We start from the raw sequence: 23,877 nt of genomic DNA on the forward strand, positions 1-23,877 counted from the left end.
CTAAAGGCAACGGCCCCTGCGAGCCGTTGAAAAAGCACGGGGCGCAGCCCCTGCTTTTTCAGGGGCGCGGGGAACTGCGCGAGAAGCCCCACGCGCCCGCACTCACCCACCCACCCCGCGCGGAGCGCGAAGGGGGTCGAAGGGGCGCAGCCCCTGGGGATGGGACGGGTAGGGGCGGCGGGGGCGAAAAAGCGGGGCCCGGCCACCCCAGGTGACCAGGCCCCGCCTCCGCACAAACCGACCTCAGACCAGGTTCACCGACCGCGCCGACGTCGCCCCGATCTCCTCGGCCACCTCGGTGAGCACCGGCTGCGGCACCGTGTCATCGACGGTCAGCACCGCAAGCGCCTCCCCACCGGCCGTGGACCGCGCCACCTGCATCCCGGCGATATTGATCCCGGCCTCACCGAAGATCCGCCCGACGGTACCGACGACACCCGGCCGGTCGACGTAGCTGAGGACCACCATGTGATCGGCGAGCGCGAGATCCACGTCGTACTCCCCGACCGCGACGATCTTCTGGTGGTGCTTCGGCCCGGCCAGCGTCCCGGACACCGACACCTCCTCACCACTGCCGAGCGTGCCGCGCACGGTGACGACATTGCGGTGGTCAGGCGACTCGGAGCTGGTGGTCAGCCGCACCTCGACCCCCCGCTCCTGCGCGAACAGCGGAGCGTTGACGTACGACACCGTCTCGTCGACGACGTCCTCGAAGACACCCTTGAGCGCGGACAGCTCCAGCACCTTCACATCGTGCTGGGTGATCTCGCCGTACACCTCGACGTCGAGACGGACCGCGACCTCACCGGCCAGCGCGGTGAAGATCCGGCCGAGCCGCTCGGCGAGCGGCAGCCCGGGCTTCACGTCCTCGGCGATGACACCGCCCTGGACGTTCACCGCGTCCGGGACCAGCTCACCGGCGAGGGCGAGCCGCACGGAACGGGCGACCGCGATGCCCGCCTTCTCCTGCGCCTCGTCCGTGGACGCACCCAGGTGCGGGGTGCAGACGACCTCGTCCAGCTCGAACAGCGGCGAGTCGGTGCAGGGCTCCTTGGCGTACACGTCGAGGCCCGCGCCCGCGACCCGGCCCTCCTTGAGCGCCGAGTACAGCGCGGCCTCGTCGACGATCCCGCCGCGCGCGGCGTTGACGATGCGCACCGACGGCTTGACCTTGTGCAGCGCCTCGGCGCCGATCAGGCCGACCGTCTCGGGGGTCTTCGGCAGGTGGACGGTGATGAAGTCGGAGACTTCGAGCAGCTCGTCCAGCGACAGGACCTTCACGCCCATCTGCGCCGCGCGCGCGGGCTGCACATAGGGGTCGTAGGCGACGACCTTCATACCGAAGGCGGACATGCGCTGCGCGACGAGCGCACCGATGCGGCCGAGGCCCACGACGCCGAGCGTCTTCTCGGCCAGCTCCACGCCCGTGTACTTGCTGCGCTTCCACTCGCCGTTCTTCAGCGCCGTGTTCGCCTGCGGGATGTGGCGGGCGGTGGCGAGGAGCAGACCGCAGGCCAGCTCGGCGGCGGTCACGATGTTGGAGGTGGGGGCGTTGACGACCATCACGCCGGCCTTGGTGGCGGCGGAGACGTCCACGTTGTCCAGGCCGACACCGGCGCGCGCGACGACCTTCAGCTTCTTCGCGGCGGCGATCGCCTCGGCGTCGACCTTGGTGGCCGAGCGGATCAGGATCGCGTCGACGTCGGCGATGGCCGGGAGCAGTTCGGCTCGGTCCGCTCCGTTGACGTTCCGGATCTCGAAGTCCGGGCCCAACGCGTCGACGGTGGCGGGCGACAGCTCTTCAGCGATCAGTACGACTGGTTTCGAGCTCACGTGAGTCCTCACAAGTCCAATGCTGCGGACGGCCGTCCCGACGGCCGCAGGCGGTGGAGGGTGGTGGCCGCGTGGAAGACGCACGACGCTGTGGGCCTGACGCGTATGTAGTGCAGCAGTCTAGTGGCGCCGGGGGCATCGACTCACGCGACCGCGGAAGGATCACCCGGACGTGAAACAAGGCCGGCCGTGGCACCGGGTGAACCCCGCCACGGCCGACCTCACAGGATCACGCCTCTTCGTCGTTGACCCACGACATCAGCTTGCGCAGCTCCTTGCCCGTGGTCTCCAGCAGGTGCTCGGAGTCCTGGGTCTTGTACTCGTTGTACTTCTTCAGACCGCCGTGGTACTCGTCCATCCACTGCTGGGCGAAGGTGCCGTCCTGGATCTCGGCGAGGACCTTCTTCATCTCGGCCTTGGTGGCGTCCGTGATGATCCGCGGGCCGGTGACGTAGTCGCCCCACTCGGCGGTCTCGGAGATCGACCAGCGCATCTTCTCCAGGCCGCCCTCGTACATGAGGTCGACGATCAGCTTCAGCTCGTGCAGGCACTCGAAGTACGCGATCTCGGGCTGGTAACCGGCCTCGGTCAGCGTCTCGAAACCGGCCTTGACCAGCGCGGCCGTACCACCGCAGAGCACGGCCTGCTCACCGAACAGGTCGGTCTCGGTCTCCTCGGTGAAGGTCGTCTTGATGACGCCGGCGCGGGTGCCGCCGATGCCCTTGGCGTACGAGAGGGCCAGCGCGAAGGCGTTGCCGGTCGCGTCCTGCTCGACAGCCGCGATACACGGAACGCCGCGGCCCTCCTCGTACTGGCGGCGGACCAGGTGGCCGGGGCCCTTGGGGGCGACCATGCAGACGTCGACACCGGCCGGGGGCTTGATGAAGCCGAAGCGGATGTTCAGGCCGTGACCGAAGAACAGCGCGTCGCCGTCGTTGAGGTTGTCCTTGATGGACTCCTCGTAGACCTGCGCCTGGATCGGGTCCGGGACGAGGATCATGATGACGTCGGCCTCGGCGGCGGCCTCCGACGGGGTCACCACGCGCAGGCCCTGCTCCTCGGCCTTCGCCTTGGACTTGGAGCCCTCGTGCAGACCGACACGGACGTCCGCGCCCGAGTCGCGCAGGGACAGCGCGTGGGCGTGGCCCTGGCTGCCGTAACCGATGACCGCGACCTTGCGGCCCTGGATGATGGACAGGTCGGCGTCGGCGTCGTAGAACAGCTCGGCCACTTTGGGTTCTCTCCTTGAGTGCAGGTGTTGCGTCCCACCGTATGACGGAGGGCGGAATGAAAGTCTGCGGGTCTCGGTATACGGGCGGCCGAGTCGATGGTCGACGGTGGCCGGCCGCCCGTGTTCAACTGCTCAGGCCGACCGGTCGAGCGCGCGCAGCGAGCGGTCCGTGATCGAGCGGGAACCCCGGCCGATCGCGATCGTGCCGGACTGGACCAGCTCCTTGATGCCGAACGGCTCCAGCATCTTGAGCATGGCGGACAGCTTGTCGCTGGAGCCGGTGGCCTCGATGGTGACGGCCTCCGGGGAGACGTCGACCGTCTTGGCGCGGAACAGCTGGACGATCTCGACGATCTGGGAGCGCGTCTCGTTGTCGGCGCGCACCTTCACCAGAACGAGTTCCCGCTGAACGGCGGAGCCGGGCTCCAGCTCGACGATCTTCAGGACGTTGACGAGCTTGTTGAGCTGCTTCGTCACCTGCTCCAGCGGCAGTTCCTCGATCACGTTCACCACGATGGTGATGCGGGAGATCTCGGGGTGCTCGGTGACACCGACCGCGAGCGAGTCGATGTTGAAGCCGCGGCGGGAGAACAGGGCGGCGATCCGGGCCAGGATGCCCGGGGTGTTCTCCACCAGGACGGAGAGCGTGTGCTTGGACATGTCTCTTGAGTCTCTCTCGCTCAGTCGTCTTCGTTGTCGCCGAAGTCGGGGCGGACGTCCCGGGCGGCCATGATCGTGTCGTTCGAGGTGCCCGCGGCGACCATCGGCCACACCATCGCGTCCTCGTGGACGACGAAGTCGACGACGACCGGGCGGTCGTTGATCGAGTTCGCCTCCTCGATGACCTTGTCGAGGTCGTCGGGGGACTCGCAGCGGATCGCGTAGCAGCCCATGGCCTCGGACAGCTTCACGAAGTCGGGGACGCGGGTGCCGCGGGCGTTCGGATTGACGTCGTCCGGGCCGCTGTGCAGGACGGTGTTGGAGTAGCGCTGGTTGTAGAACAGCGTCTGCCACTGGCGGACCATGCCGAGGGCGCCGTTGTTGATGATGGCGACCTTGATCGGGATGTTGTTCAGGGCGCAGGTGGTGAGTTCCTGGTTGGTCATCTGGAAGCAGCCGTCGCCGTCGATCGCCCAGACCGTCTGCGCCGGGGCTCCGGCCTTGGCGCCCATGGCCGCCGGGACCGCGTACCCCATCGTTCCGGCGCCGCCGGAGTTCAGCCAGGTGGCGGGCTTCTCGTACTGGATGAAGTGGGCGGCCCACATCTGGTGCTGGCCGACGCCCGCCGCGAAGATCGTGCCCTCGGGGGCGAGTTGCCCGATGCGCTCGATGACGTGCTGCGGGGAGAGCGAGCCGTCGGCCGGCTGGTCGTAGCCGAGCGGGTAGGTCTCGCGCCAGCGGTTGAGGTCCTTCCACCAGGCGGTGTAGTCGCCCTGGCCGCCCTCGCCGTGCTCCTTCTGCACCGCCTGGATCAGGTCGGCGATGACCTCGCGGGCGTCACCGACGATGGGCACGTCGGCGGCGCGGTTCTTGCCGATCTCCGCCGGGTCGATGTCCGCGTGGACGATCTTGGCGAACGGCGCGAAGCTGTCCAGCTTTCCGGTGACCCGGTCGTCGAAGCGGGCGCCGAGGGCGATGATCAGGTCGGCCTTCTGCAGTCCGGTGACGGCGGCCACGGAGCCGTGCATCCCGGGCATGCCCAGGTGCTGCGGGTGGCTGTCGGGGAACGCGCCGAGCGCCATCAGGGTGGTGGTGACGGGCGCGCCGGTCAGCTCGGCCAGCACCTTCAGTTCGGCGGTCGCGCCGGCCTTGAGGACACCGCCGCCGACGTACAGGATCGGGCGCTTGGCCGCGGTGATCAGCTTGGCGGCCTCGCGGATCTGCTTGGCGTGCGGCTTGGTCACGGGCCGGTAGCCGGGCAGGTCGGTGGTGGGCGGCCAGCTGAAGGTCGTACGGGCCTGGAGGGCGTCCTTGGCGATGTCGACCAGGACCGGCCCGGGGCGTCCGGTGGAGGCGATGTGGAAGGCCTGCGCGATGGTGCGCGGGATGTCCTCGGCCTTGGTGACCAGGAAGTTGTGCTTGGTGATCGGCATCGTGATGCCGACGATGTCCGCCTCCTGGAAGGCGTCCGTGCCGATCGCCTTCGAGGCGACCTGGCCGGTGATCGCGACCATCGGCACCGAGTCCATGTGGGCGTCGGCGATCGGGGTCACCAGGTTGGTGGCGCCGGGGCCCGAGGTGGCCATGCAGACACCGACCTTGCCGGTGGCCTGCGCGTAGCCGGTCGCGGCGTGGCCGGCTCCCTGCTCATGGCGGACCAGCACGTGACGCACGCGGGTGGAGTCCATCAGCGGGTCGTAGGCCGGGAGGATCGCACCGCCGGGGATGCCGAACACCGTGTCGGCCCCGACCTCCTCGAGAGAGCGGATGAGGGACTGCGCACCCGTGACGTGCTCGATGGGGGTGGACGGTCCTCCGGATCGGGGCCGCGGCTGCGGATGGTGGGCCCCGGTGGCCTGCTCGGTCATCGGCATTCTCTTCTCGATGCTGAGGGTGTTTTGCGAGGTTTCGTGCGGTGTGCGGCTCGCGCCTGACTGTGCCCGTACAACAAAAAACCCCTCCTTGCCTCAAGGCAAGCGAGGGGAGCGCGTCGGGTGCGGTCGCTGGGGTTTCCGGATCGCCGTCCGGTGGCCCCAGCTTCAGCCGACGCGCTTTCCAAGTACGAGGATTCGGGTGCGCATGGCATTGACCCTCCCCCCGGCGCGCACCGCGTGTCAAGTGGGTGGGACGGGAGTCTCATTATGTGAGCGATGGGCACTTCCGCCTCCGTAAACAGCGGTGGTCACCCCCTGTCTACACCCCCCGCACCTCTCCGTGCTTGCTCACCTCTGTGGAGCCAGAGTTTCCGGTTCTCTCGCGCCACCCGCGAACGCGGGTTCCGCCGGCCCGCTGGGCACCGGGTAGTGCCCGAGGGACAGGGCACGGCGGAGGCGGTACTCGTCCAGGGGGCCGGAGAAGGCGGCGCCCTGGCCATGGGTACAGCCCATCGCGCGCAGGGCGACGACCTGCTCGGGCAGATCCACCCCGTCGGCCACGGACTGCAGCCCCAGGTCGTCGGCGATACGCAGCAGCCCACTGGTGATCTTGTGCAGTCGGGTGGACTCCACGATCCCCTCGACAAGGCCCCGGTCCAGCTTCAGGATGTCCACGGGGAGCCGGCGCAGCGCCGTGATGGCCGCATGGCCGCTGCCGAGGCCGTCCAGGGCGATCCGGACGCCCAGCCGCCGCAGGTGGTTCAGCCGGCGCTCCAGCTCGTCCGGCGGTCCCTTCAGCTCGGTGTCGGACAGCTCGACGATCAGGGAGCCGGAGGGCAGCCCGTAACGGGTCAGGAGCGTCTCCAGCGAGCCGGGGGGCAGTGAGCGGTCCAGCAGCCGCCGGGCGCTCATCCGGACGGACACCGGGACGTTCAGGCCGCTGGTGAGCCGGTCGGCGGCCTGCTCGACGGCCTGTTCCAGCATCCAGCGGCCCAGCTCGGCGGTCTTCTCGCTGTCCTCGGAGACCCGCAGGAACTCGGCGGGGGTGAAGAGCACCCCCTGGGACGAACGCCAGCGGGCGGCGGTCGCCACCGACGAGATCCGGCCGGTGTCCAGCTCCACCACGGGCTGGTTCAGCAGCATGAACTCGCCGTCGTGCAGCGCGGCCCGCAGCCGGGTGGCCAGCTCCGCCTTGCGTACGACGTCCTGCTGCATCTGTGGCTTGTACAGCTCGACACGGCCCTTGCCGGACGCCTTGGCGCGGTACATGGCGAGGTCGGCGTTGCGCAGCAGCTCGCCCGCGCCGAGGCCGGGCTCGGCGAAGGAGACGCCGATGGAGGCGGCGACCCGGACATCGTTGCCGTCGATGGTGTACGGCTGTGAGAGGGCGATCCGGAGCCGGTCCGCGAGCTCCAGGATGTGCTGCTCCCGGGCGGTGCGGTCGCGGGAGCCGTCCCCCACGATGAGGGCGGCGAACTCGTCGCCGCCGAGGCGGGAGGCGGTGTCCCCCTGCCGGACGGCGTCCTGGAGCCGACGGGCGGCCTGCACGAGCAGTTCGTCCCCGGCCTGGTGGCCGATGGTGTCGTTGACCGCCTTGAAGCCGTCGAGGTCGATGAAGAGGACCGCCGTGTTGCGCAGGGCGATGCCGCGGTCGGAGGAGCGGCGGCCGGAGAGTGCCTGCTGGACGCGCTTGGTGAACAGGGCGCGGTTGGGCAGGTCGGTCAGCGGGTCGTGCTCGGCGTTGTGCTGCAGCTGGGCCTGCAGGCGCACTCTTTCGGTGACGTCCCGGCTGTTGAAGATGAGGCCGCCGTGGTGACGGTTGACCGTGGACTCGACGTTCAGCCAGCCTCCCCCGCCGCCGGACTTGAAGCGGCACTCGATGCGGGTGGTGGGTTCCTCCGCGGGACTGGCGGCGAGGAAGCGGCGTACCTCGTGGACCACGCAGCCGAGGTCCTCGGGGTGGATGATCGACGCCAGCTCCTTGCCGACGAGGTCCTCCGCGGGGCGTCCGTAGACCCCGGCGGCGGCCGGGCTGACGTAGCGGAGGATGCCGTTCGGTGCGGCGATCATGATGACGTCGCTGGAGCCCTGCACCAGGGAGCGGAAGTGGTTCTCCTTCTGGGCCAGTTCCTGGGTGAGGGTGATGTTGTCGAGGAGCATGATGCCCTGGCGGACGACGAGCGCGAGCACGACGGTGCAGGCGGTGATGAGCACCACGCGGTCGACGCTGCGGCCGTTGAGCACGTTGTAGAGGATGCCCAGGGTGCAGACGGCGGCGGCCAGGTACGGAGTGAGCGCTGCCAGGGATCCGGCGATGGGGCGGGTGGCCGGATACCGACTGTGACCTCCTCCCTGGAGGAGCACATGCACGTGTCCTCCCTGAGGGGCCTCGTGCCGGTGGCCCGGCTGGACCTCGTGGCGGTGTCCCGGTGACACGTCGTGCCGCTGGCCCGGGATGTGTTCGTGCACCACGCGCGCGTGCCCGCCCTCGTCCGGCTGTCCGTGCCGCTGGCCGGCCCAGGGGGCGTAGGCGAGGAGCAGGGAGCCCGCGAACCAGCCGGCGTCGAGGAGCTGGCCGGAGCGGTAGCTGGTGTGCAGCAGGGGCGAGGTGAACAGGGCGTCGCACATCACGGTGAGCGCGAGGGCGCCGATCGCGGTGTTGACGGCGGAGCGGTGCATCGAGGAGCGCCGGAAGTGCAGCGCGAGCACCATGCTGACCAGGGCGATGTCGAGCAGCGGATAGGCCAGCGAGAGCGCGGTGTGCGCGGTGTCGGAGTTGTCGAGCTGGGCGTTCTGGGCGAGCGCCAGGCTCCAGGAGAGGGTGACCAGGGAGCCGCCGATGAGCCAGGAGTCGAGCGCGAGGCAGATCCAGCCGGCCTTGGTCACGGGCCTCTTGGCCAGCACCAGCAGGCCGACGATGGCGGGGGGCGCGAAGCAGAGGAAGAACAGGTCCGCGTAGCTGGGCTCGGGCACGGGGCGCTCCAGGACGACCTCGTACCACCCCCAGACGCCGTTGCCCAGGGCCGCCATGGCGGAGGAGAGGGCGAACAGCAGCCATGCGGGCCGAAAGCGGCTGCGGCGGCTGCGCGCGTAGCGGAAGCAGGAGACGGCGGCGGCCGCGGCGGCGGCGCTGAGCCCGAAGTCGCCCATGACCAGGGCGACTTGCTCATTGCCCCAGCCGAACGCGGCACCGACGGCGTAGGCCGCGCAGAGCAGGGCGAGGACGAGCTGGGCCCGCAGGCTCGCACCGCCCCGGCCGGGCGCCTGCCCGCCGGGCTGCGACGGCCCGGGCAGTGACTTGGCGGCCCGGAGCACGGGGCTCAGCGTGGAGGCGGAGGACTGGCGGGGGCTCACCGGGACTCCCTGGTGAGCGCCGCTCCGGTGTCCCGCCGGTCCCGGTGCGTCGGGTGGGTGTGCTTTCTGCGGTTGCTGTGCCTGCGGTGATGACCGTGACCGCCGTGACTCCCGTGCGGGTGCCTCCGCGTCGCAGCTCGCCAGGGCCGCCGTCGGCGGCTCCGCCGCGTCGGATCGTTCGTCCATAGGCCGTGCATCGCCCGTCGCCCCCCTCGCTGTCTCAAGTCCGTCCCCGGCGCCGAACGATGCGCGGCGCAGCCCCTGTCGGGACGATACACCAGTCTCGTCACTCAGGGACATAGTTCCTCTACGCTCAGTGACCACCTCTGGCAACACGAGCACGGTCCGCTTCCGAAGGAACGCGGAGGGTGCCCGAAGTGGATTACACGTCGTCCGTCTCGCCCGTCGTAAGGACCACGTTGCGCAGTGGCTCCCGGTTCACGAATCGTCCCAACTGGTCCACCAGCAGCCTTTTGGCACGCGGCAGGAAGGCCGACGTGGGGCCGCCGACATGGGGGCTGATGAGCACCCCGGGCGCGCGCCAGAGCGGGTGCCCCGGCGGCAACGGCTCGGGGTCGGTGACGTCGAGCGCCGCGGTGATGCGCCCGCCGTCCAGTTCCGCGAGCAGCGCCTTGGTGTCGACGACGCCTCCGCGGGCAACATTCACCAGGAGGGCCCCGTCCTTCATACGGGCCAGGAAGTCAGCGCCGACCAGGCCTTTCGTCTGTTCCGTGAGCGGAGTGGACAGGATGACGACGTCTGCGTGCGGCAGCAGGGAGGGCAGTTCGGTGAACGAATGCACCGGTCCGCGCGCCGTGGTGCGCTCAGAGCGCGCGACGCGCGCCACCCGCGCCACCTCGAAGGGTACGAGCCGGTCCTCGATGGCGGCGCCGATCGCGCCGTAGCCGACGATCAGGACGGTTCTGTCGGCGAGGGCGGGGCGGAAGTCGCCCTGCCAGCGCTCCTGTTGCTGGGCCCGTACGAAGTCGGGGACGCCGCGCAGCGAGGCGAGGGTCAGGGTGAGCGCGAGCTCCGCCGTGCTGGCCTCGTGCACGCCCCGCGCGTTGCACAGCTGGACACCGGGAGCGACCACCGACAGCCGGGACAGGACGTCGTCGACGCCCGCCGTGAGCGTCTGGACGACCCGCAGGTTCCGCATGGACGCCAGCGGGTTCATGGCCACCGGGCGGCGCTTCATGTAGGGCACCACGTACAGGACACAGTCCGCGGGATCGCCCGGGTACGGCTGTGTGCCGTCCTCGCCCCCGTCCCAGAAGAGGTAGTTGGGGCCCTGCGGGAGCCCCTCGATCTCGTCCGGCGGGATGGAGAGCCACACATCGCCGGTCACGTCCGCGGTCGGGTCGGCAGTCGCGTCAGCAGTCATGCTCCGGAGGCTATGTCAGGTACCCGCTACGGCAGAGGTTAGGTTGGGGGTCGGGAGAGGGAGGGTCACGACCAGGTGGAGCGCAGGACGATCGGCGCGGCGACGCTCGAGGTGGGGGCCGTAGGACTCGGGTGCATGCCGATGAGCTGGGCGTACACCGGGTCGCGGCAACGGGGCGACGAGTCGATGCGGACGGTGCACCGCGCGCTCGATCTCGGCGGCTCACTGCTGGACACGGCCGACATGTACGGACCCTTCACCAACGAGCTGCTGGTGGGCCGGGTCCTGCGGGAGCGCCGTGCGGACGCCTTCGTCTCCACCAAGGTGGGCCTGCTGGTGGGCGAGCAGCACATCGTGGCCAACGGCCGTCCCGGTTATGTGCGCCGCGCCTGCGACGCCTCGCTGCGCCGGCTCCAGACCGACGTCATCGACCTCTACCAGCTCCACCGGGCGGACCCAGAGGTCCCCGTCGAGGAGACGTGGGGCGCGATGGCGGAACTCGTCCAGGCCGGGAAGGTAAGGGCGTTGGGCCTGTGCGCGGTGGGCGCGCGGGCGGGGCGGCGGCCGGGTGCGGGCGTGTACGACACCACGATCCGCCAGCTCCAGCGGGTCCAGCAGGTGTTCCCGGTGAGCGCCGTGCAGGCGGAGCTGTCGGTCTGGTCGCGGGAGGCACTGACCTCCCTTCTCCCCTGGTGCGTGGACCGCGGCATCGGCTTCCTCGCCGCCATGCCTCTGGGGAATGGTTTCCTCACCGGCACCCTGACGCCCGGCGGGGGCTTCGAGCCCGACGACCTCCGTGCCCGTCACCCCCGCTTCACCGCCGAGATGATGGCCGCCAACCAGCCCATCGTCGTCGGTCTGCGCCGGGTCGCGGCCCGTCACGGGGCGAGCGTGACCCCGGCCCAGGTCGCCCTCGCCTGGATCCTCTCCCTCGGCCCCCATGTGGTCCCGGTGCCGGGCACCAAGCAGGCACGGTGGGTGACGGAGAACGCGGCCGCCCACGCCCTGCGCCTCACGGCCGAGGACCTCGCCGAAATAGCGGGCCTTCCGCCCGCACGGGGATCCTGGGACTGAACGGGGATCCTGGGACTGAGGGGACGGCGGCCGGCCCGGGCATCGGCGTCGGGCGTCGGGCGTCGGGCGTCGGGCGTCGGGCGGGAATCTCGCTTGATCCGGCGGAGGCGGAACCTGTGGGGCACACGCGGTGTATGACAAGTAGAAGCTCCACGCCGAAGGGATCGTGATGGTGCAACGTCGAATGGTGACGGCCGCGTTGGCCGCAGCCGTGCTCCTGGTGACGACCGGCTGCTCCTCCGACGACGGAGAGCAGCCGGAGGCCGCCGGCAGCTCACCCCCGAGCAGCAGTGCCGGGTCGTCCCCGCCCGACCGGGCGGCGGACCCGGCACCCCCCGCCAAGGGCTCGGTGAAGGTGGTCCGCACCGTCGCCGAGGACCTCGACACCCCCTGGGGCCTCGCGGCGCTCCCCGAGGGCGGGCTCCTCGTCTCCTCCCGTGACGAGGCCACGATCAGCAGAATCGACGAGAAGACCGGCAAGAAGACCGTGCTCGGCGAGGTTCCCGGGGTGGCTCCGGCCGGCGAGGGCGGCCTCATGGGCATCGCCGTCTCCCCGGAGTACGCCTCGGACCACATGATCTACGCGTACTTCACCTCGGAGTCGGACAACAGGATCGTGCGGATGCTGTACGACCCCGAGAAGCCCGCGGGCCAGCAGCTCGGCGCCCCCGACATCGTCCTCCGCTCCATCCCCAAGGGCACCAATCACAACGGCGGCCGGCTCGCCTTCGGCCCCGACAAGATGCTGTACGCCGGCACAGGCGAGCGGTACGAGGGCCCCCTCGCCCAGGACAAGGACTCCCTCGGCGGCAAGATCCTCCGGATGACCCCGGACGGCGAGCCGGCCCCGGGCAACCCCTTCGACGACTCCGTCGTGTACTCGTACGGCCACCGCAATGTCCAGGGCCTCGCCTGGGACGGCAAGCAGCGCCTGTGGGCCTCGGAGTTCGGCCAGGACACCTGGGACGAGCTGAACCTCATCGAGCCGGGCGGGAACTACGGCTGGCCGGAGGTGGAGGGCAAGGGCGACAAGTCCGGTTACGTCGACCCGGTGGCCGTATGGAGCACGGACGAGGCCTCTCCGAGCGGTATCGCCATAGCGGAGGGCTCGGTCTGGATGGCCGGCCTCAGGGGTCAGCGTCTGTGGCGCGTCCCGCTGGACGGCACCAAGGCGGCCGCCGACCCCCAGGCCTTCCTGGAGGGCGACCACGGCCGCCTCCGCACGGTCGTCTCCGCCGGCGGCGACAAGCTGTGGCTGGTGACCAGCGAGACGGACGGGCGGGGTTCTCCGGGGGGTGGTGACGACAAGATCCTGGAGCTGGAGGTGACGTAGCCGCCGCCTACTCCTCGGCCGCCCTGTCTGCCTCGGCCTCCTCCGCCGGCTCGGGCGGGCGTACGACGACCTTCCCGGACGCGAGGTCTATCGGTCCGCGCCCCGGGTCGTTGTCCCCGACGTCCTCGCGGGTCAGTTCCAGCCGGTTCTCCTCGTCACGTGTGTGCTTGCGGCCAGGTGCGAAGAGTTCCTCGAAGGCGTTGAACACTGTGCTCCCTCCCCCAGGGCGGCGAGGCGGTGGGCGGTCCCTGTCGAACAACGGTTCCTCGGCAGCCCTCCCTGCCATCATCCCGCCGCCAGCCGCTCCGCGGCCCCCGCCGGCGCCAACCCCACCCGATGCGCCACCGCCGCCGCCTCGCCCCGGCTCGAGACACCGAGCTTGGCGAGGATGTTGGACACGTGGACGCTGGCCGTCTTGGGGGAGATGAAGAGTTCCTCGGCTATCCGGCGGTTGGTGCGGCCGGCGGCGACCAGACGGAGGACGTCGTGCTCACGGTCGGTGAGGCCGAGCGCGGCGACGGGGTCGGCGGGGGCGAGGGCGGGCTCGGCGGTGCGGCTCAGGGTGAGGCGGGCGCGGCGGGCGAGGAGGGCGACCTCGTCGGCGAGCGGGCGGGCGCCGAGGTGGTCGGCGACGGCGGCCGCCAGCCGCAGCAGTTCCGTCGCGCGGTCGCGGGCCTCGTCGTCGGTGCCGTCGGCCAGCAGTGCCTCGGCGAGGCGGTGCCGGACGCGGGCCAGGTCGTAGGGCCGTTGCAGGGGCTCGAAGGCGGTGACGACGTCGGACCAGGTGTCCGGGGTCATCAGGCCCTCGGCGCGCTGGAGTTCGGCGCGCACCCAGCGTTCGTGGGCGAGCCAGATCGGGGCGCCGGTGGTGAGCTTCTTGACCACCGCGAGGATCCGGTCGAGGACCTCGGCGCGACCGGGCCCGGCGGTCGGCAGTGCGCGGGCGTCGGCCTCGGCGGTGGCGGCGGTGAGCAGCAGGGGCCAGGCGTAGCGCTGGGTGCCGACGGGGAAGCCGGTGTCGAGGACGCGGGCCAGTTCGGCGCGGGCGTCGGGGAGGCGGTTTTCGGCGGCGGCGATGCCGATGGTGAGGAAGGACAGCGGCAGGTTGTGCTGGGGCATGGGGTTGTGGGTGCCGAAGTACCGGTGCGCGGCGGCGAGTTGGCGGTGAGCCTCGGTGGTGTCGCCGCGGCCGAGCGCGATATAGACAAGGCAGAGGGCGCTGAAGCCACGCACCTTGGCACTGGAACCCGTGTCCCGGGCCCTGCCCGCGGCTTCCAGGGCCTCGTCCCATCGGCCGAGGGAGAGGAAGGACTCGGAGAGGTTGCCCCAGATCCAGGCCTCGGGGTCCGACAGGCCCATCCGCTGGACCACTTCGAGTCCCTCCCGCGCCAAGCGGACGGCCTCCTGGGATCGACCGACGCTCTCCAGACAGGAGGGGAGGTTCACATGGGCACGGCCCACGACGGTGCTGGGACCGCGTTCCAGCGCTCTCCGGCGAACCGCCTCCACCTCCGCGATACCCGTCTCGACGTCACCCGCGTCCACCATCAGCCCACCCAGGGTGATGCGGGCGTTCAGTTCGATGTCCTCGGCGCCCACCATGCGCGCGTACTCGACGGCGCGCTGGGCGTCGGAGAGCGCGTCGGGGCCGGGGGCGTGGAGCATGGACCAGCCGGCGACGCGGGAGAGGACCTCGGCATGCACCTCGGAGGGCGGCAGTCCGCGGACGAGTTCCTGGGCTGTGGCGAGTTCCTTCCAGCCGTCGCCCCGGGCCAGGCCCTCGATCAGCAGCGAGCGCTGTACCCAGAACCAGGCGGCGCGCAGCGGGCTGCTTCCGTCCGCCAGCCGGTCGAGGGCACGGCGGGTGATCCGCAGGGCCCGCTCCCGCTCTCCGCACAGCCGTCCCGCGACGGCTGCCTCGGCCATCAGGTCGAGATAGCGCAGCGGATGGGTGCCAGGGGCGCAGCCGCAGGGCGGGTAGACCTCGGTGTAGTCGACGGGACGCAGGGCGGCGCGCACGGAGTCGGGGGCGGCGTCCCAGAGCTCCATTCCCCGTTCCAGGAGGCGCAGTTGCTCGGTGTGGGCGTGCCGGGCGCGGGCCTCGGCGGAGGCGTCGAGGACGGCGGGCAGGGCCTTGGCGGCGTCGTGGGCGTGGTACCAGTAGCTGGCCAGGCGGGTGGCGCGGCCGTCGGCGGGGACGAGGGTGGGGTCGGCCTCCAGGACCTCGGCGTAGCGGCGGTTGAGGCGGGAGCGTTCGCCGGGCAGCAGGTCGTCGCCGACGGCCTCGCGGACCAGGGAGTGCCGGAAGCGATAGCCGTCGTCGCCGGGGGCGGCGATCAGGATGTTGGCGCCGACGGCGGCCCGCAGTGCCTCGATGAGGTCGTCCTCGGGGAGCCGGGCGACCGCCGCGAGCAGGGCGTACTCCACGGTGGAGCCGCCCTCGGCGACGATGCGGACGACCCGCTGGGCGTCCTCGGGGAGCCGTTCGACGCGGACGAGGAGCAGGTCGCGCAGGGAGTCGGTGAGGCCGGGGCAGCCGCCGTCGTGGGCGGCGACGGCGAGTTCCTCGACGAAGAAGGCGTTGCCGTCGGAGCGTTCGAAGATCTCGTCCACGCGCTCCGGGGCGGGTTCGGCGGCGAGGATGCCGGCGAGCTGACGGCCGACCTCGGCGCGGTTGAAGCGGGGCAGTTCGAGGCGGTGGACCGTGCGGAGGCGGTCGAGTTCGGCGAGGAGGGGGCGCAGCGGGTGGCGGCGGTGGATGTCGTCGGAGCGGTAGGTGGCGAGGACGACGAGGCGGCCGGTGCGCAGGGTGCGCAGCAGGTAGGAGAGGAGGTGGCGGGTGGAGGCGTCGGCCCAGTGCAGGTCTTCCAGGACGAGGACGATCGTGCGGTCGGCGGCGAGGCGTTCCAGCAGGCGGGCGGTGAGTTCGAAGAGGCGGGCGGTGCCCTCCTCGTCGTGCCGGGCGCGCGGTGTCTCGCCCAACTCGGGCAGGAGCCGGGCCAGTTCCTGTTCCTGTCCGGCGGCAGCCGCGGCCAGTTCGTCGGGCAGTCGGCGGCGCAGGGCGCGCAGCGCGGTGGAGAAGGGGGCGTAGGGCAGACCGTCGGCGCCGATCTCGACGCAGCCGCCGGGCGCGACGACCGCGCCCCCGCGTCCGGCCTCGGCGGCGAACTCCTCGACCAGGCGAGTCTTCCCCACCCCGGCCTCACCGCCGAGCAGCAGCGCCTGCGGGCCGCCGCCGCTCCCGTCTCCCCCGGTCCCCGTTTCCCGCGCGGCGGCTCCACCGGCGCGGGCCAACGCCTCGCGCAACACCTCCAGTTCGTCGGTGCGACCGACGAACACCGGACTGACGGACCTGGTCTCCACATCGCCGAGCATCGCACGACCCTCGGACACTCCGGCACCGATTATCCGCAGACGCGCGGTGGCCGGGAGGCCGGTTGTCGAACTGGCGTTCACCATGTCTCCATGCCTCCACCTCCGCTTCTGGGTTTGCGCGTCAGAGCTCGGGGGGTTCGGTTGTCGGGCGGCTGCGGGTGAGTGGGGGTTGTTCGCGCAGTTCCCCGCGCCCCTAAAAGCTTCAGGCCCCTGCGGGCCCTGAAAAGCAATGGGGCGCAGCCCCTGCTTTTCAGGGGCGCGGGGAACTGCGCGAGCAACCCCACACCACCCGCACTCGCCCCACGTCCCCCCGACCCCCCGTTCACGCGGCGCGGAGGAACCGAAGCCTGCGTGGGCGTTCACCGGGCACTCCGTGTTCCGCGTCCCGTTCCTCGCGGCGGGCGCGACGGGCGCGGCGGGCCTCGCGGACCTGGCGGTAGTGCTCCGCCTCGCGGATCAGCTCGGCGGAACGGATCTGCTGAAGCTCGTACTCGAACATCTGGTGCTCCTCGTGAGAAGTCGGTCTCGGCTCGCTCGGTGCGATGCCTCAACCTTCGTCTCCGAGGCGGGTCCGCCACATCGGGAGAGTTCCGCATCTTGAACGCCGAAGGGGCCTTAGGTCCGTCCTAGGTATCCCTACGACGGACCTAAGGCCCCTCAGAAGCCGCTCTCCCGCCCGGTCCGGGCGGGCCACCGTCAGGTGCTCGGCAGTGACAGCAGGAGGTCGGAGTACTTCAGGGCGGCGAGCACCAGCCCGATGAAGCCGACCGAGACACCGGCCCAGGCGACGGACTTGATCCACGGCGCCTGCACCTGGTCGGGGTCGCCGAACGCGGGCCGCACCAGCACGGCGACACCGACGATCAGCCCGATCAGCGCGAAGATGCCGCCCCACAGCGCGGAGGCCTGCCAGGCGTCGCCGTAGACCGCCTGGAGCTGGGTGGCGACGGTCGCGTTCGTCGCGGCCTGCATCTCGATCTGGCCGGTGATCTCCTCGCGCGCGGAGGCGACCGTGCCGACCCAGCCGCCGGTCAGCGAGACCAGGCCCAGCACCACGGACACGATGCCGGCGGCACCCTGTCCCACACCCGGCGACGCCTTCGCGGCGGGCGGCGGGAACTCCTCGTCGAAGTCTCCGGCCTCGTCGGAGCCCTCGGTGGCGTCGGCCTCGACCGCGTCACCGGCTTCCGTCGCGGCTTCCTCCTTCGCCGTGCCCTCCTTGGTGAGGTCGGTGCCCTTCACCGACTCGTCGTCGTTCCTGGCCTCGGCGCCCGTGTCGGCCCCGGTCTCGTCAGCTGTCTTGGTTCCCATACCTCGCACCGTACGAATGTTGTCTGAGAGGTTTCTTAACGCTCGCTGTGAGCGCCGCGAGCGCGTGCAGCACGCCATTCGGGCGCCAGGACGGACCATATCTCCAAGTCGTGCCGGACACCTCGGTGGGGATATCTCTCCCGCTGCACACCGTCCCTGACCATGCCGAGCCGCCGTGCCACGTTCAGGCTCGGCGTGTTGCCGGAGGCCGCCATCCACTCCACCCGGTGGATGGCGCGGACGTCGACGGCCCAGTCGATGAGGATCCGCATCGCGCGGGTGACGAGCCCCCGTCCCGCGCCGGCGGGTTCCAGCCAGCAGCCGACCTCGCAGTTGGCGTTCTCCGCGTCGAAGTTGAGGAAGAGGACCCCGCCGACGAGCTTGCCGTCGAGCCAGATGCCGTGCAGGGAGCCGGTGTCGGCGGCGCGCAGGTCGGCGTACCGCTGGAGGACGGCCCGCGCGGACACGCTGTCCGTGGCGGTCTGACCGAAGGGGATGTACTCGTTGATGAAGTCCCGCCCCCGTTCCAGGTGTGCGAGGAACTCCTCGGCGTGCCAGGGCTCCAGCGGCCGCAGTTCGGCTCCGTCGTCACCCAGGGATATCGCGTACATCCGGCTGTCGCTCCTTCACCCGTACGTCCGCGGTCCGTACATCTGCGGTCCCTACGTCCGTGGTCCGTACGTCCGCGGTCCGTACGTCCGTCGCGTCGGCGTCCCCCGCCGGTGCTTCGCCGGCTTCCCCCGCCAGTACGTCCGCCGCCTCGGCGTCCGTCGCGGCGGCCAGCCTCTCATGGGCGGCGCGGGATTCGGGCGGCTCGATGCTGATGCGGGGCATGCGCCGGTCGAGCCAGCGGGGCAGCCACCAGTTGGCGCCGCCGAGCAGATGCATCAGGGCGGGGACGAGGAGCGTACGCAGGACGAAGGCGTCGAGGGCGACGGCGGCGGCCAGCGCGATGCCGAACATGGCGATCACGCGGTCGCCGCTGAGTACGAAGGCGAGGAAGACGGAGATCATGATGACCGCCGCAGAGTTGATCACCCGGCTGGTCTCGGCGAGGCCGACGCGGACCGCGCGCCGGTTGTCGCCGGTCTCCAGCCACTCCTCGTACATCCGGCTGACCAGGAAGACCTGGTAGTCCATGGAGAGCCCGAAGAGGACCGAGACCATGATCACCGGGAGGAACGGCTCGATCGGCCCGGCCCGGCCGAGGCCCAGCAGCTCGCTGCCCCAGCCCCACTGGAAGATCGCGACGACCACACCGAACGCGGCGGCGACGGCGGCCACGTTCATCGCGGCGGCCTTGAGCGGTATCCCGATGGACCGGAAGGCGAGCAGGAGCAGCAGACAGCCGAGGCCGATGACGACGCCCACGAACAGCGGGAGCTTGCCGACGATGACGTCCGCGAAGTCGTCGTAACCGGCGGTCACCCCGCCGACGTGCAGATCGAGCGAGGTGCCGGTCTCGGCGCGCGGCAGCACCTCGTCGCGCAGCCGTTCGACCAGATCGCTGGTCCTCGCGGACTGCGGGGAGGAGTCCGGTACGACGGTGAGGTACGCGGTGTCGCCGCCGGTGCTGTACGTCACCGGGGTCACCGCCGAGACGCCGTCGGTGGCCCTGAGTGTGGTGTCGAGGTTGTCGAGGGCGAGTTTGTCGGCGGCGCCGTCGACCTCGGTGACCAGGGTGAGCGGGCCGTTGACCCCCGGGCCGAAGCCCTCCGCGAGGAGGTCGTAGGCCTGGCGGGTGGTGGTCGCCTTCGGGTCGTTGCCCTGGTCGGAGGTGCCCAGGCGCAGTCCGAGGGTGGGCAGGGCGAGCAGGGTCATGACGACGAGGGCGATGGCGCCGAGCTTCTTGGGGTGCCGTTCGACGAAGGCGGACCAGCGGGCGGCGAAGCCGGTGGGCAGTTCGGGCTCGGGGCCGTGCTCGGCGAGGCGGCGGCGCTCGCGGCGGCTCAGCGCCCGCATGCCGATGAACGACAGCAGGGCCGGCAGCAGCGTCACGGAGGCGGCGACGGTGAGGACCACGGTGAGGGAGGCGGCGATCGCGACGCCGTTGAGGAAGCCGAGCCGCAGGATCAGCATGCCGAGCAGGGCTATGCAGACCGTGGCGCCCGCGAAGACCACGGCTCGTCCGGTGGTCGCGACGGCGCTCCGCGCGGCCTCCTCTACGGACAGCCCCCGCTTCAGCCCCCGACGGTGCCGGGTCACGATGAACAGCGCGTAGTCGATACCGACGCCGAGGCCGATCAGGGTGCCCAGCATGGGCGCGAAGTCGGCGACCGTCATCGCGTGCCCGAGCAGGGTGATCCCCGCATAGGCGGTGCCCACGCTGACCAGGGCGGTCGCGATCGGCAGCATGCTGGCGGCGAGCGAGCCGAAGGCGAGGAAGAGGACCACGGCGGCGACGAGCACGCCGACGATCTCGGCGAGATGCCCGCCCGAGCTCTCGGTGAGCCCGATCGAGGTGCCGCCCAGCTCGACCTGGAGCCCGTCGCCCTCGGCGTCCTTCGCGGTGTCGACGAGAGCCTCGGCCTGCGCCTTCTCCACGTCCTCGGCCGGCCTGTCGAAGGTGACGGTGGCGTACGCCGTACGGCCGTTCTCGCTGATCCGGCCGCCGTCGGCGCCGTCGTACGGGTCGGTCACGGCGGCGATGCCCGGCAGCTCGGCGATCTTGTCGAGGGTGCGGGTCATCGTCTGCTCGACGGCGGCGGCCCGCACGGACCCCTTGTCCGTGTGCCAGACGACGGTGGCGCTGTCGCCGCTGGCGCCCGGGAAGCCTTCGCTCAGGAGGTCGGTGGCGCGGCTGGACTCGGTTCCGGGGGTCTTGTAGTCGTTCGAGTACGCGGCTCCCGCGGCGGTGGCGGCGGCGGCCGTGCCGGCGAAGGCGACGAGCCACAGGAGTACGGCGACAAGACGGTGCCGGACACACCAGCGCGCTAGGGCTGCCACGGATCGTGCTCCTGAGGGGGGATGTGGGAGGGATTCCTGGCAACTGTTGCACCAGGATGTGATCGTTTGGCCCCTTTGAGGGTCTCCTCACATGGGATGGGAGGCACCTCACAGGACAAACGACGGCACTCTGTCGCCCCGCGTCACCGCCGTGACACGGCTGAGGGCGGCCCATCGCGGTGTTGTGCCGTGATGGGCCGCCCTCAGGGATACGCGGGTGGCCGCTGTCGCGTTCAGCCCTCGCTGACGCCCAGCTTCTCCAGGATCAGCTCCTTGACGCGGGCCGCGTCCGCCTGGCCGCGCGTGGCCTTCATGACCGCGCCGACCAGGGCTCCGGCCGCGGCCACCTTGCCGCCGCGGATCTTGTCGGCGATGGCCGGGTTGCCGGCGATGGCCTCCTCGACGGCCGTCGTCAGGGCGCCCTCGTCGGAGACGACCTTCAGACCGCGCTTGTCGACGACCTCGTCCGGGGCGCCTTCGCCCGCGAGGACGCCCTCGATGACCTGGCGGGCCAGCTTGTCGTTCAGATCGCCCTTCGTCACCAGCGCGGTGACCCGGGCGACCTGCTCCGGCGTGATCGCCAGCTCGTCGAGCGACGTGCCCGACTCGTTGGCGCTGCGGGCCAGCTCGCCCATCCACCACTTGCGGGCGGAGACGGCGTCGGCCCCGGCCTCGATGGTGGCGACGATCAGGTCCAGCGCGCCGGCGTTGAGAATCGCCTGCATCTCGGTGCCCGAGATGCCCCACTCCGCGAGGAGCCGGTTGCGACGGACCAGCGGCAGTTCGGGCAGAGAGGCCCGGATCTCCTCGACCCACTCGCGCGAGGGGGCCACCGGCACGAGGTCCGGCTCGGGGAAGTACCGGTAGTCCTCGGCCTCCTCCTTCACTCGGCCCGAGGTCGTGGACCCCGTGTCCTCGTGGAAGTGCCGGGTCTCCTGGACGATCGTCCCGCCGCCGTTCAGGACGGCGGCGTGCCGCTGGATCTCGAAGCGGGCCGCGCGCTCCACGGACCGCAGCGAGTTCACGTTCTTCGTCTCGGAGCGCGTGCCGAACTTCTCCCGGCCGTGCGGGCGCAGCGACAGGTTCACGTCGCAGCGCATCTGGCCCATCTCCATACGGGCCTCCGAGACGCCGAGCGCCTTGATGACCTCGCGCAGCTCACGGACGTACGCCTTGGCGACCTCGGGGGCCCGCTCGCCCGCGCCCTCGATCGGCTTGGTGACGATCTCGATGAGGGGGATGCCCGCGCGGTTGTAGTCGAGCAGCGAGTGCGAGGCGCCGTGGATACGGCCCGTCGCACCACCGACGTGCGTGGACTTGCCGGTGTCCTCCTCCATGTGGGCGCGCTCGATCTCCACACGGAAGGTCTCGCCGTCCTCCAGCTGCACGTCGAGGTAGCCGTTGAAGGCGATCGGCTCGTCGTACTGGGAGGTCTGGAAGTTCTTCGGCATGTCCGGATAGAAGTAGTTCTTCCGGGCGAAACGGCACCATTCGGCGATCTCGCAGTTCAGCGCGAGACCGATCCTGATCGCGGACTCGACGCCGATCGCGTTGACGACCGGCAGCGCGCCGGGCAGGCCGAGGCAGGTGGGGCAGGTCTGCGTGTTGGCGTCCTGACCCAGTTCGGTCGAACAGCCGCAGAACATCTTGGTCTTGGTGCCGAGTTCGACATGGACCTCGAGGCCCATGACGGGGTCGTACGACGCCAGCGCGTCCTCGTACGACACCAGGTCGGTCGTGGTGGTCACGGTGGAAACTTCCCTCTCAGCCCAGCAGGACGTCGTCGTCGCCCAGCCGCTTCAGTTCGCGGTACAGGATGGCGAGGCCGGTGACGATGCCGACGGCGGCCACCGACGCGTCGATCAGCCGCAGTGTGTCCTGCTCGACACGGGCCTTCTTGATCCGCTTGGCGATGCCCCACGCGCCGAAGGCGGTGGTGGCGATGGACACGTACGTACCGGACTTGGACTTCTGGAAGTCCTTGGCCTTGGACAGTGCGTTGCTCACAACGACGGAGCCTCCTCCAGGAGCGGGTGCCCCCACTTTTCCACGAAGGCGGCCTCGACGGCGGCGCCGACCTTGTAAAGACGGTCGTCCTTCAGCGCCGGGGCGATGATCTGCAGTCCGACCGGCAGCCCGTCCTCCGGCGCGAGGCCGCAGGGCAGGGACATCGCGGCGTTGCCCGCGAGGTTGGTCGGGATCGTGCAGAGGTCCGCGAGGTACATCGCCATCGGGTCGTCGGCGCGCTCGCCGATCGGGAAGGCGGTGGTGGGCGTGGTCGGCGAGACGATGACGTCGACCTTCTCGAACGACTTCTCGAAGTCGCGCGTGATGAGCGTACGGACCTTCTGGGCGCTGCCGTAGTACGCGTCGTAGTAGCCGGAGCTGAGCGCGTACGTGCCGAGCATGATGCGGCGCTTCACCTCGGGGCCGAAGCCCGCCTCACGGGTGAGGGAGGTGACCTCCTCGGCGGAGTGCGTGCCGTCGTCGCCGGTCCGCAGGCCGTAGCGCAGGCCGTCGAAGCGGGCGAGGTTGCTCGAACACTCGCTCGGCGCGATCAGGTAGTACGCGGCCAGCGCCAGGTCGAACGACGGGCAGTCCAGCTCGACGATCTCGGCGCCCAGCTCCTTCAGCAGCTCGACCGACTCGTCGAACCGCTGCAGCACACCGGCCTGGTAGCCCTCGCCGCGGAACTGCTTGACGACACCGACGCGCATCCCGGCGACGCTGCCGTTGCGGGCGGCCTCGACGACCGGCGGGACCGGGGCGTCGATGGAGGTGGAGTCGAGCGGGTCGTGCCCGGCGATCACCTCGTGCAGCAGCGCGGCGTCCAGGACCGTGCGGGCGCAGGGTCCGCCCTGGTCGAGGGAGGAGGAGAAGGCGACCATGCCGTACCTCGACACGGCCCCGTACGTGGGCTTGACGCCGACCGTGCCGGTGACGGCGGCCGGCTGGCGGATGGAGCCGCCGGTGTCGGTGCCGATGGCGAGGGGGGCCTGGTAGGAGGCGAGCGAGGCGGACGAACCGCCGCCGGAGCCGCCCGGGATACGGGTGAGGTCCCAGGGGTTGCCGGTCGGCCCGTACGCGCTGTTCTCGGTGGAGGACCCCATGGCGAACTCGTCCATGTTGGTCTTGCCGAGGATGACGACGTCCGCGTCCTTGAGGCGCTTGGTGAGCGTGGCGTCGTACGGCGGGATCCAGCCTTCGAGGATCTTCGAACCGACGGTCGTCGGAATCCCGACCGTGGTGAAGATGTCCTTGAGCGCGAGCGGGACACCGGCGAGCGGGCCGAGCTTCTCGCCCCTGGCCTTCTTCTCGTCGACGGCACGGGCCTGGGCGAGGGCGCCCTCACGGTCGACGTGCAGGAAGGCGTGCACCTTCTCGTCGACGGCCTCGATCCGGGCGAGGTGGGCCTCGGTGACCTGTACGGCGGTGAGTTCGCCGGAAGCGATCTTCGCGGCGATCTGGGCCGCGGTGAGCTTGATGATGGTGTCGGTCATGA

17 protein-coding genes are annotated in these 23,877 nt (G+C 70.8%); 2 read left to right on the plus strand and 15 right to left on the minus strand.

The genetic code is table 11. The features are described 5' to 3' along the window. Positions 1 to 243: 243 nt before the first annotated feature. The 6 genes from serA to ABT147_RS37780 form a co-directional block, all read right to left on the minus strand. Positions 244 to 1,833: a phosphoglycerate dehydrogenase gene (gene serA / locus ABT147_RS37755; protein ID WP_351414933.1), complete on the minus strand. Its 1,590-nt coding sequence runs from the start codon at positions 1,831 to 1,833 to the stop codon at positions 244 to 246. A 229-nt stretch (positions 1,834 to 2,062) separates the two neighbouring features. Further along, positions 2,063 to 3,064 (minus strand): ketol-acid reductoisomerase, encoded by a 1,002-nt coding sequence (ilvC, locus tag ABT147_RS37760; protein ID WP_351414936.1) that lies wholly within the window; start codon positions 3,062 to 3,064, stop codon positions 2,063 to 2,065. A gap of 132 nt (positions 3,065 to 3,196) precedes the next feature. Then, positions 3,197 to 3,724, minus strand: a complete 528-nt coding sequence (gene ilvN / locus ABT147_RS37765) for an acetolactate synthase small subunit (protein ID WP_030040507.1) — start codon at positions 3,722 to 3,724, stop codon at positions 3,197 to 3,199. Positions 3,725 to 3,744: 20 nt separating this feature from the next. Beyond that, positions 3,745 to 5,592: an acetolactate synthase large subunit gene (locus tag ABT147_RS37770; protein WP_351414938.1), complete on the minus strand. Its 1,848-nt coding sequence runs from the start codon at positions 5,590 to 5,592 to the stop codon at positions 3,745 to 3,747. A gap of 354 nt (positions 5,593 to 5,946) precedes the next feature. Next, on the minus strand, positions 5,947 to 8,952 hold the full coding sequence (locus tag ABT147_RS37775; RefSeq protein ID WP_502983231.1) for a putative bifunctional diguanylate cyclase/phosphodiesterase: 3,006 nt from the start codon (positions 8,950 to 8,952) through the stop codon (positions 5,947 to 5,949). Positions 8,953 to 9,334: 382 nt separating this feature from the next. Next, entirely contained in the window at positions 9,335 to 10,336 is a 1,002-nt protein-coding gene (locus tag ABT147_RS37780) for a 2-hydroxyacid dehydrogenase (protein ID WP_351414940.1), read from the minus strand. Between the two features lie 75 nt (positions 10,337 to 10,411). On the opposite strand from ABT147_RS37780, the gene ABT147_RS37785 reads away from it, so the two are divergent. Continuing rightward, positions 10,412 to 11,410 (plus strand): aldo/keto reductase, encoded by a 999-nt coding sequence (locus ABT147_RS37785; protein ID WP_351414943.1) that lies wholly within the window; start codon positions 10,412 to 10,414, stop codon positions 11,408 to 11,410. Positions 11,411 to 11,579: 169 nt separating this feature from the next. After that, positions 11,580 to 12,743, plus strand: a complete 1,164-nt coding sequence (locus tag ABT147_RS37790; RefSeq protein ID WP_351414946.1) for a PQQ-dependent sugar dehydrogenase — start codon at positions 11,580 to 11,582, stop codon at positions 12,741 to 12,743. 7 nt (positions 12,744 to 12,750) lie between these two features. On the opposite strand, the gene ABT147_RS37795 is transcribed toward ABT147_RS37790, so the two are convergent. The 9 genes from ABT147_RS37795 to gatA all read right to left on the minus strand — a co-directional run bounded on the left by ABT147_RS37795 (position 12,751) and on the right by gatA (position 23,875). After that, positions 12,751 to 12,951, minus strand: a complete 201-nt coding sequence (locus ABT147_RS37795) for a DUF6191 domain-containing protein (RefSeq protein WP_351414948.1) — start codon at positions 12,949 to 12,951, stop codon at positions 12,751 to 12,753. Positions 12,952 to 13,028: 77 nt separating this feature from the next. Continuing rightward, the gene (locus ABT147_RS37800; protein WP_351415045.1) at positions 13,029 to 16,118 is read right to left on the minus strand and encodes a helix-turn-helix transcriptional regulator; all 3,090 of its coding nucleotides are present in this window, start codon (positions 16,116 to 16,118) and stop codon (positions 13,029 to 13,031) included. Between the two features lie 322 nt (positions 16,119 to 16,440). After that, positions 16,441 to 16,617 (minus strand): hypothetical protein, encoded by a 177-nt coding sequence (locus ABT147_RS37805; RefSeq protein WP_351414950.1) that lies wholly within the window; start codon positions 16,615 to 16,617, stop codon positions 16,441 to 16,443. Between the two features lie 197 nt (positions 16,618 to 16,814). Further along, on the minus strand, positions 16,815 to 17,429 hold the full coding sequence (locus ABT147_RS37810) for a hypothetical protein (RefSeq protein ID WP_351414953.1): 615 nt from the start codon (positions 17,427 to 17,429) through the stop codon (positions 16,815 to 16,817). Positions 17,430 to 17,464: 35 nt separating this feature from the next. Continuing rightward, positions 17,465 to 18,040 (minus strand): GNAT family N-acetyltransferase, encoded by a 576-nt coding sequence (locus ABT147_RS37815; protein ID WP_351414955.1) that lies wholly within the window; start codon positions 18,038 to 18,040, stop codon positions 17,465 to 17,467. After that, on the minus strand, positions 18,018 to 20,375 hold the full coding sequence (locus ABT147_RS37820; protein ID WP_351414958.1) for an MMPL family transporter: 2,358 nt from the start codon (positions 20,373 to 20,375) through the stop codon (positions 18,018 to 18,020). The genes ABT147_RS37815 and ABT147_RS37820 overlap by 23 nt, the downstream gene beginning before the upstream one ends. A gap of 233 nt (positions 20,376 to 20,608) precedes the next feature. After that, a complete protein-coding gene (gene gatB / locus ABT147_RS37825; protein WP_351414960.1) occupies positions 20,609 to 22,123 on the minus strand; it encodes an Asp-tRNA(Asn)/Glu-tRNA(Gln) amidotransferase subunit GatB in 1,515 nt (504 codons plus the stop codon). A gap of 16 nt (positions 22,124 to 22,139) precedes the next feature. Then, a complete protein-coding gene (locus ABT147_RS37830; protein ID WP_005479998.1) occupies positions 22,140 to 22,382 on the minus strand; it encodes a hypothetical protein in 243 nt (80 codons plus the stop codon). After that, entirely contained in the window at positions 22,379 to 23,875 is a 1,497-nt protein-coding gene (gene gatA / locus ABT147_RS37835) for an Asp-tRNA(Asn)/Glu-tRNA(Gln) amidotransferase subunit GatA (RefSeq protein ID WP_351414962.1), read from the minus strand. The genes ABT147_RS37830 and gatA overlap by 4 nt, the downstream gene beginning before the upstream one ends. Between the last annotated feature and the right edge of the window lie 2 nt (positions 23,876 to 23,877).

Origin of the sequence: Streptomyces sp. NPDC001868 (genome assembly GCF_040297125.1) — a bacterium.
Classification (GTDB): Bacteria; Actinomycetota; Actinomycetes; order Streptomycetales; family Streptomycetaceae; genus Streptomyces.

Excerpts from the sequence above, each read along its gene's own strand:
- ilvN (WP_030040507.1), bottom strand. The coding sequence starts at position 3,724 with ATGTCCAAGCACACGCTCTCCGTCCTGGTGGAGAACACCCCGGGCATC.
- ABT147_RS37770 (WP_351414938.1), bottom strand. The coding sequence starts at position 5,592 with ATGACCGAGCAGGCCACCGGGGCCCACCATCCGCAGCCGCGGCCCCGA.
- ABT147_RS37780 (WP_351414940.1), bottom strand. The coding sequence starts at position 10,336 with ATGACTGCTGACGCGACTGCCGACCCGACCGCGGACGTGACCGGCGAT.
- ABT147_RS37790 (WP_351414946.1), top strand. The coding sequence starts at position 11,580 with ATGGTGCAACGTCGAATGGTGACGGCCGCGTTGGCCGCAGCCGTGCTC.
- ABT147_RS37800 (WP_351415045.1), bottom strand. The coding sequence starts at position 16,118 with ATGCTCGGCGATGTGGAGACCAGGTCCGTCAGTCCGGTGTTCGTCGGT.
- ABT147_RS37805 (WP_351414950.1), bottom strand. The coding sequence starts at position 16,617 with ATGTTCGAGTACGAGCTTCAGCAGATCCGTTCCGCCGAGCTGATCCGC.
- ABT147_RS37810 (WP_351414953.1), bottom strand. The coding sequence starts at position 17,429 with ATGGGAACCAAGACAGCTGACGAGACCGGGGCCGACACGGGCGCCGAG.
- ABT147_RS37815 (WP_351414955.1), bottom strand. The coding sequence starts at position 18,040 with ATGTACGCGATATCCCTGGGTGACGACGGAGCCGAACTGCGGCCGCTG.
- gatA (WP_351414962.1), bottom strand. The coding sequence starts at position 23,875 with ATGACCGACACCATCATCAAGCTCACCGCGGCCCAGATCGCCGCGAAG.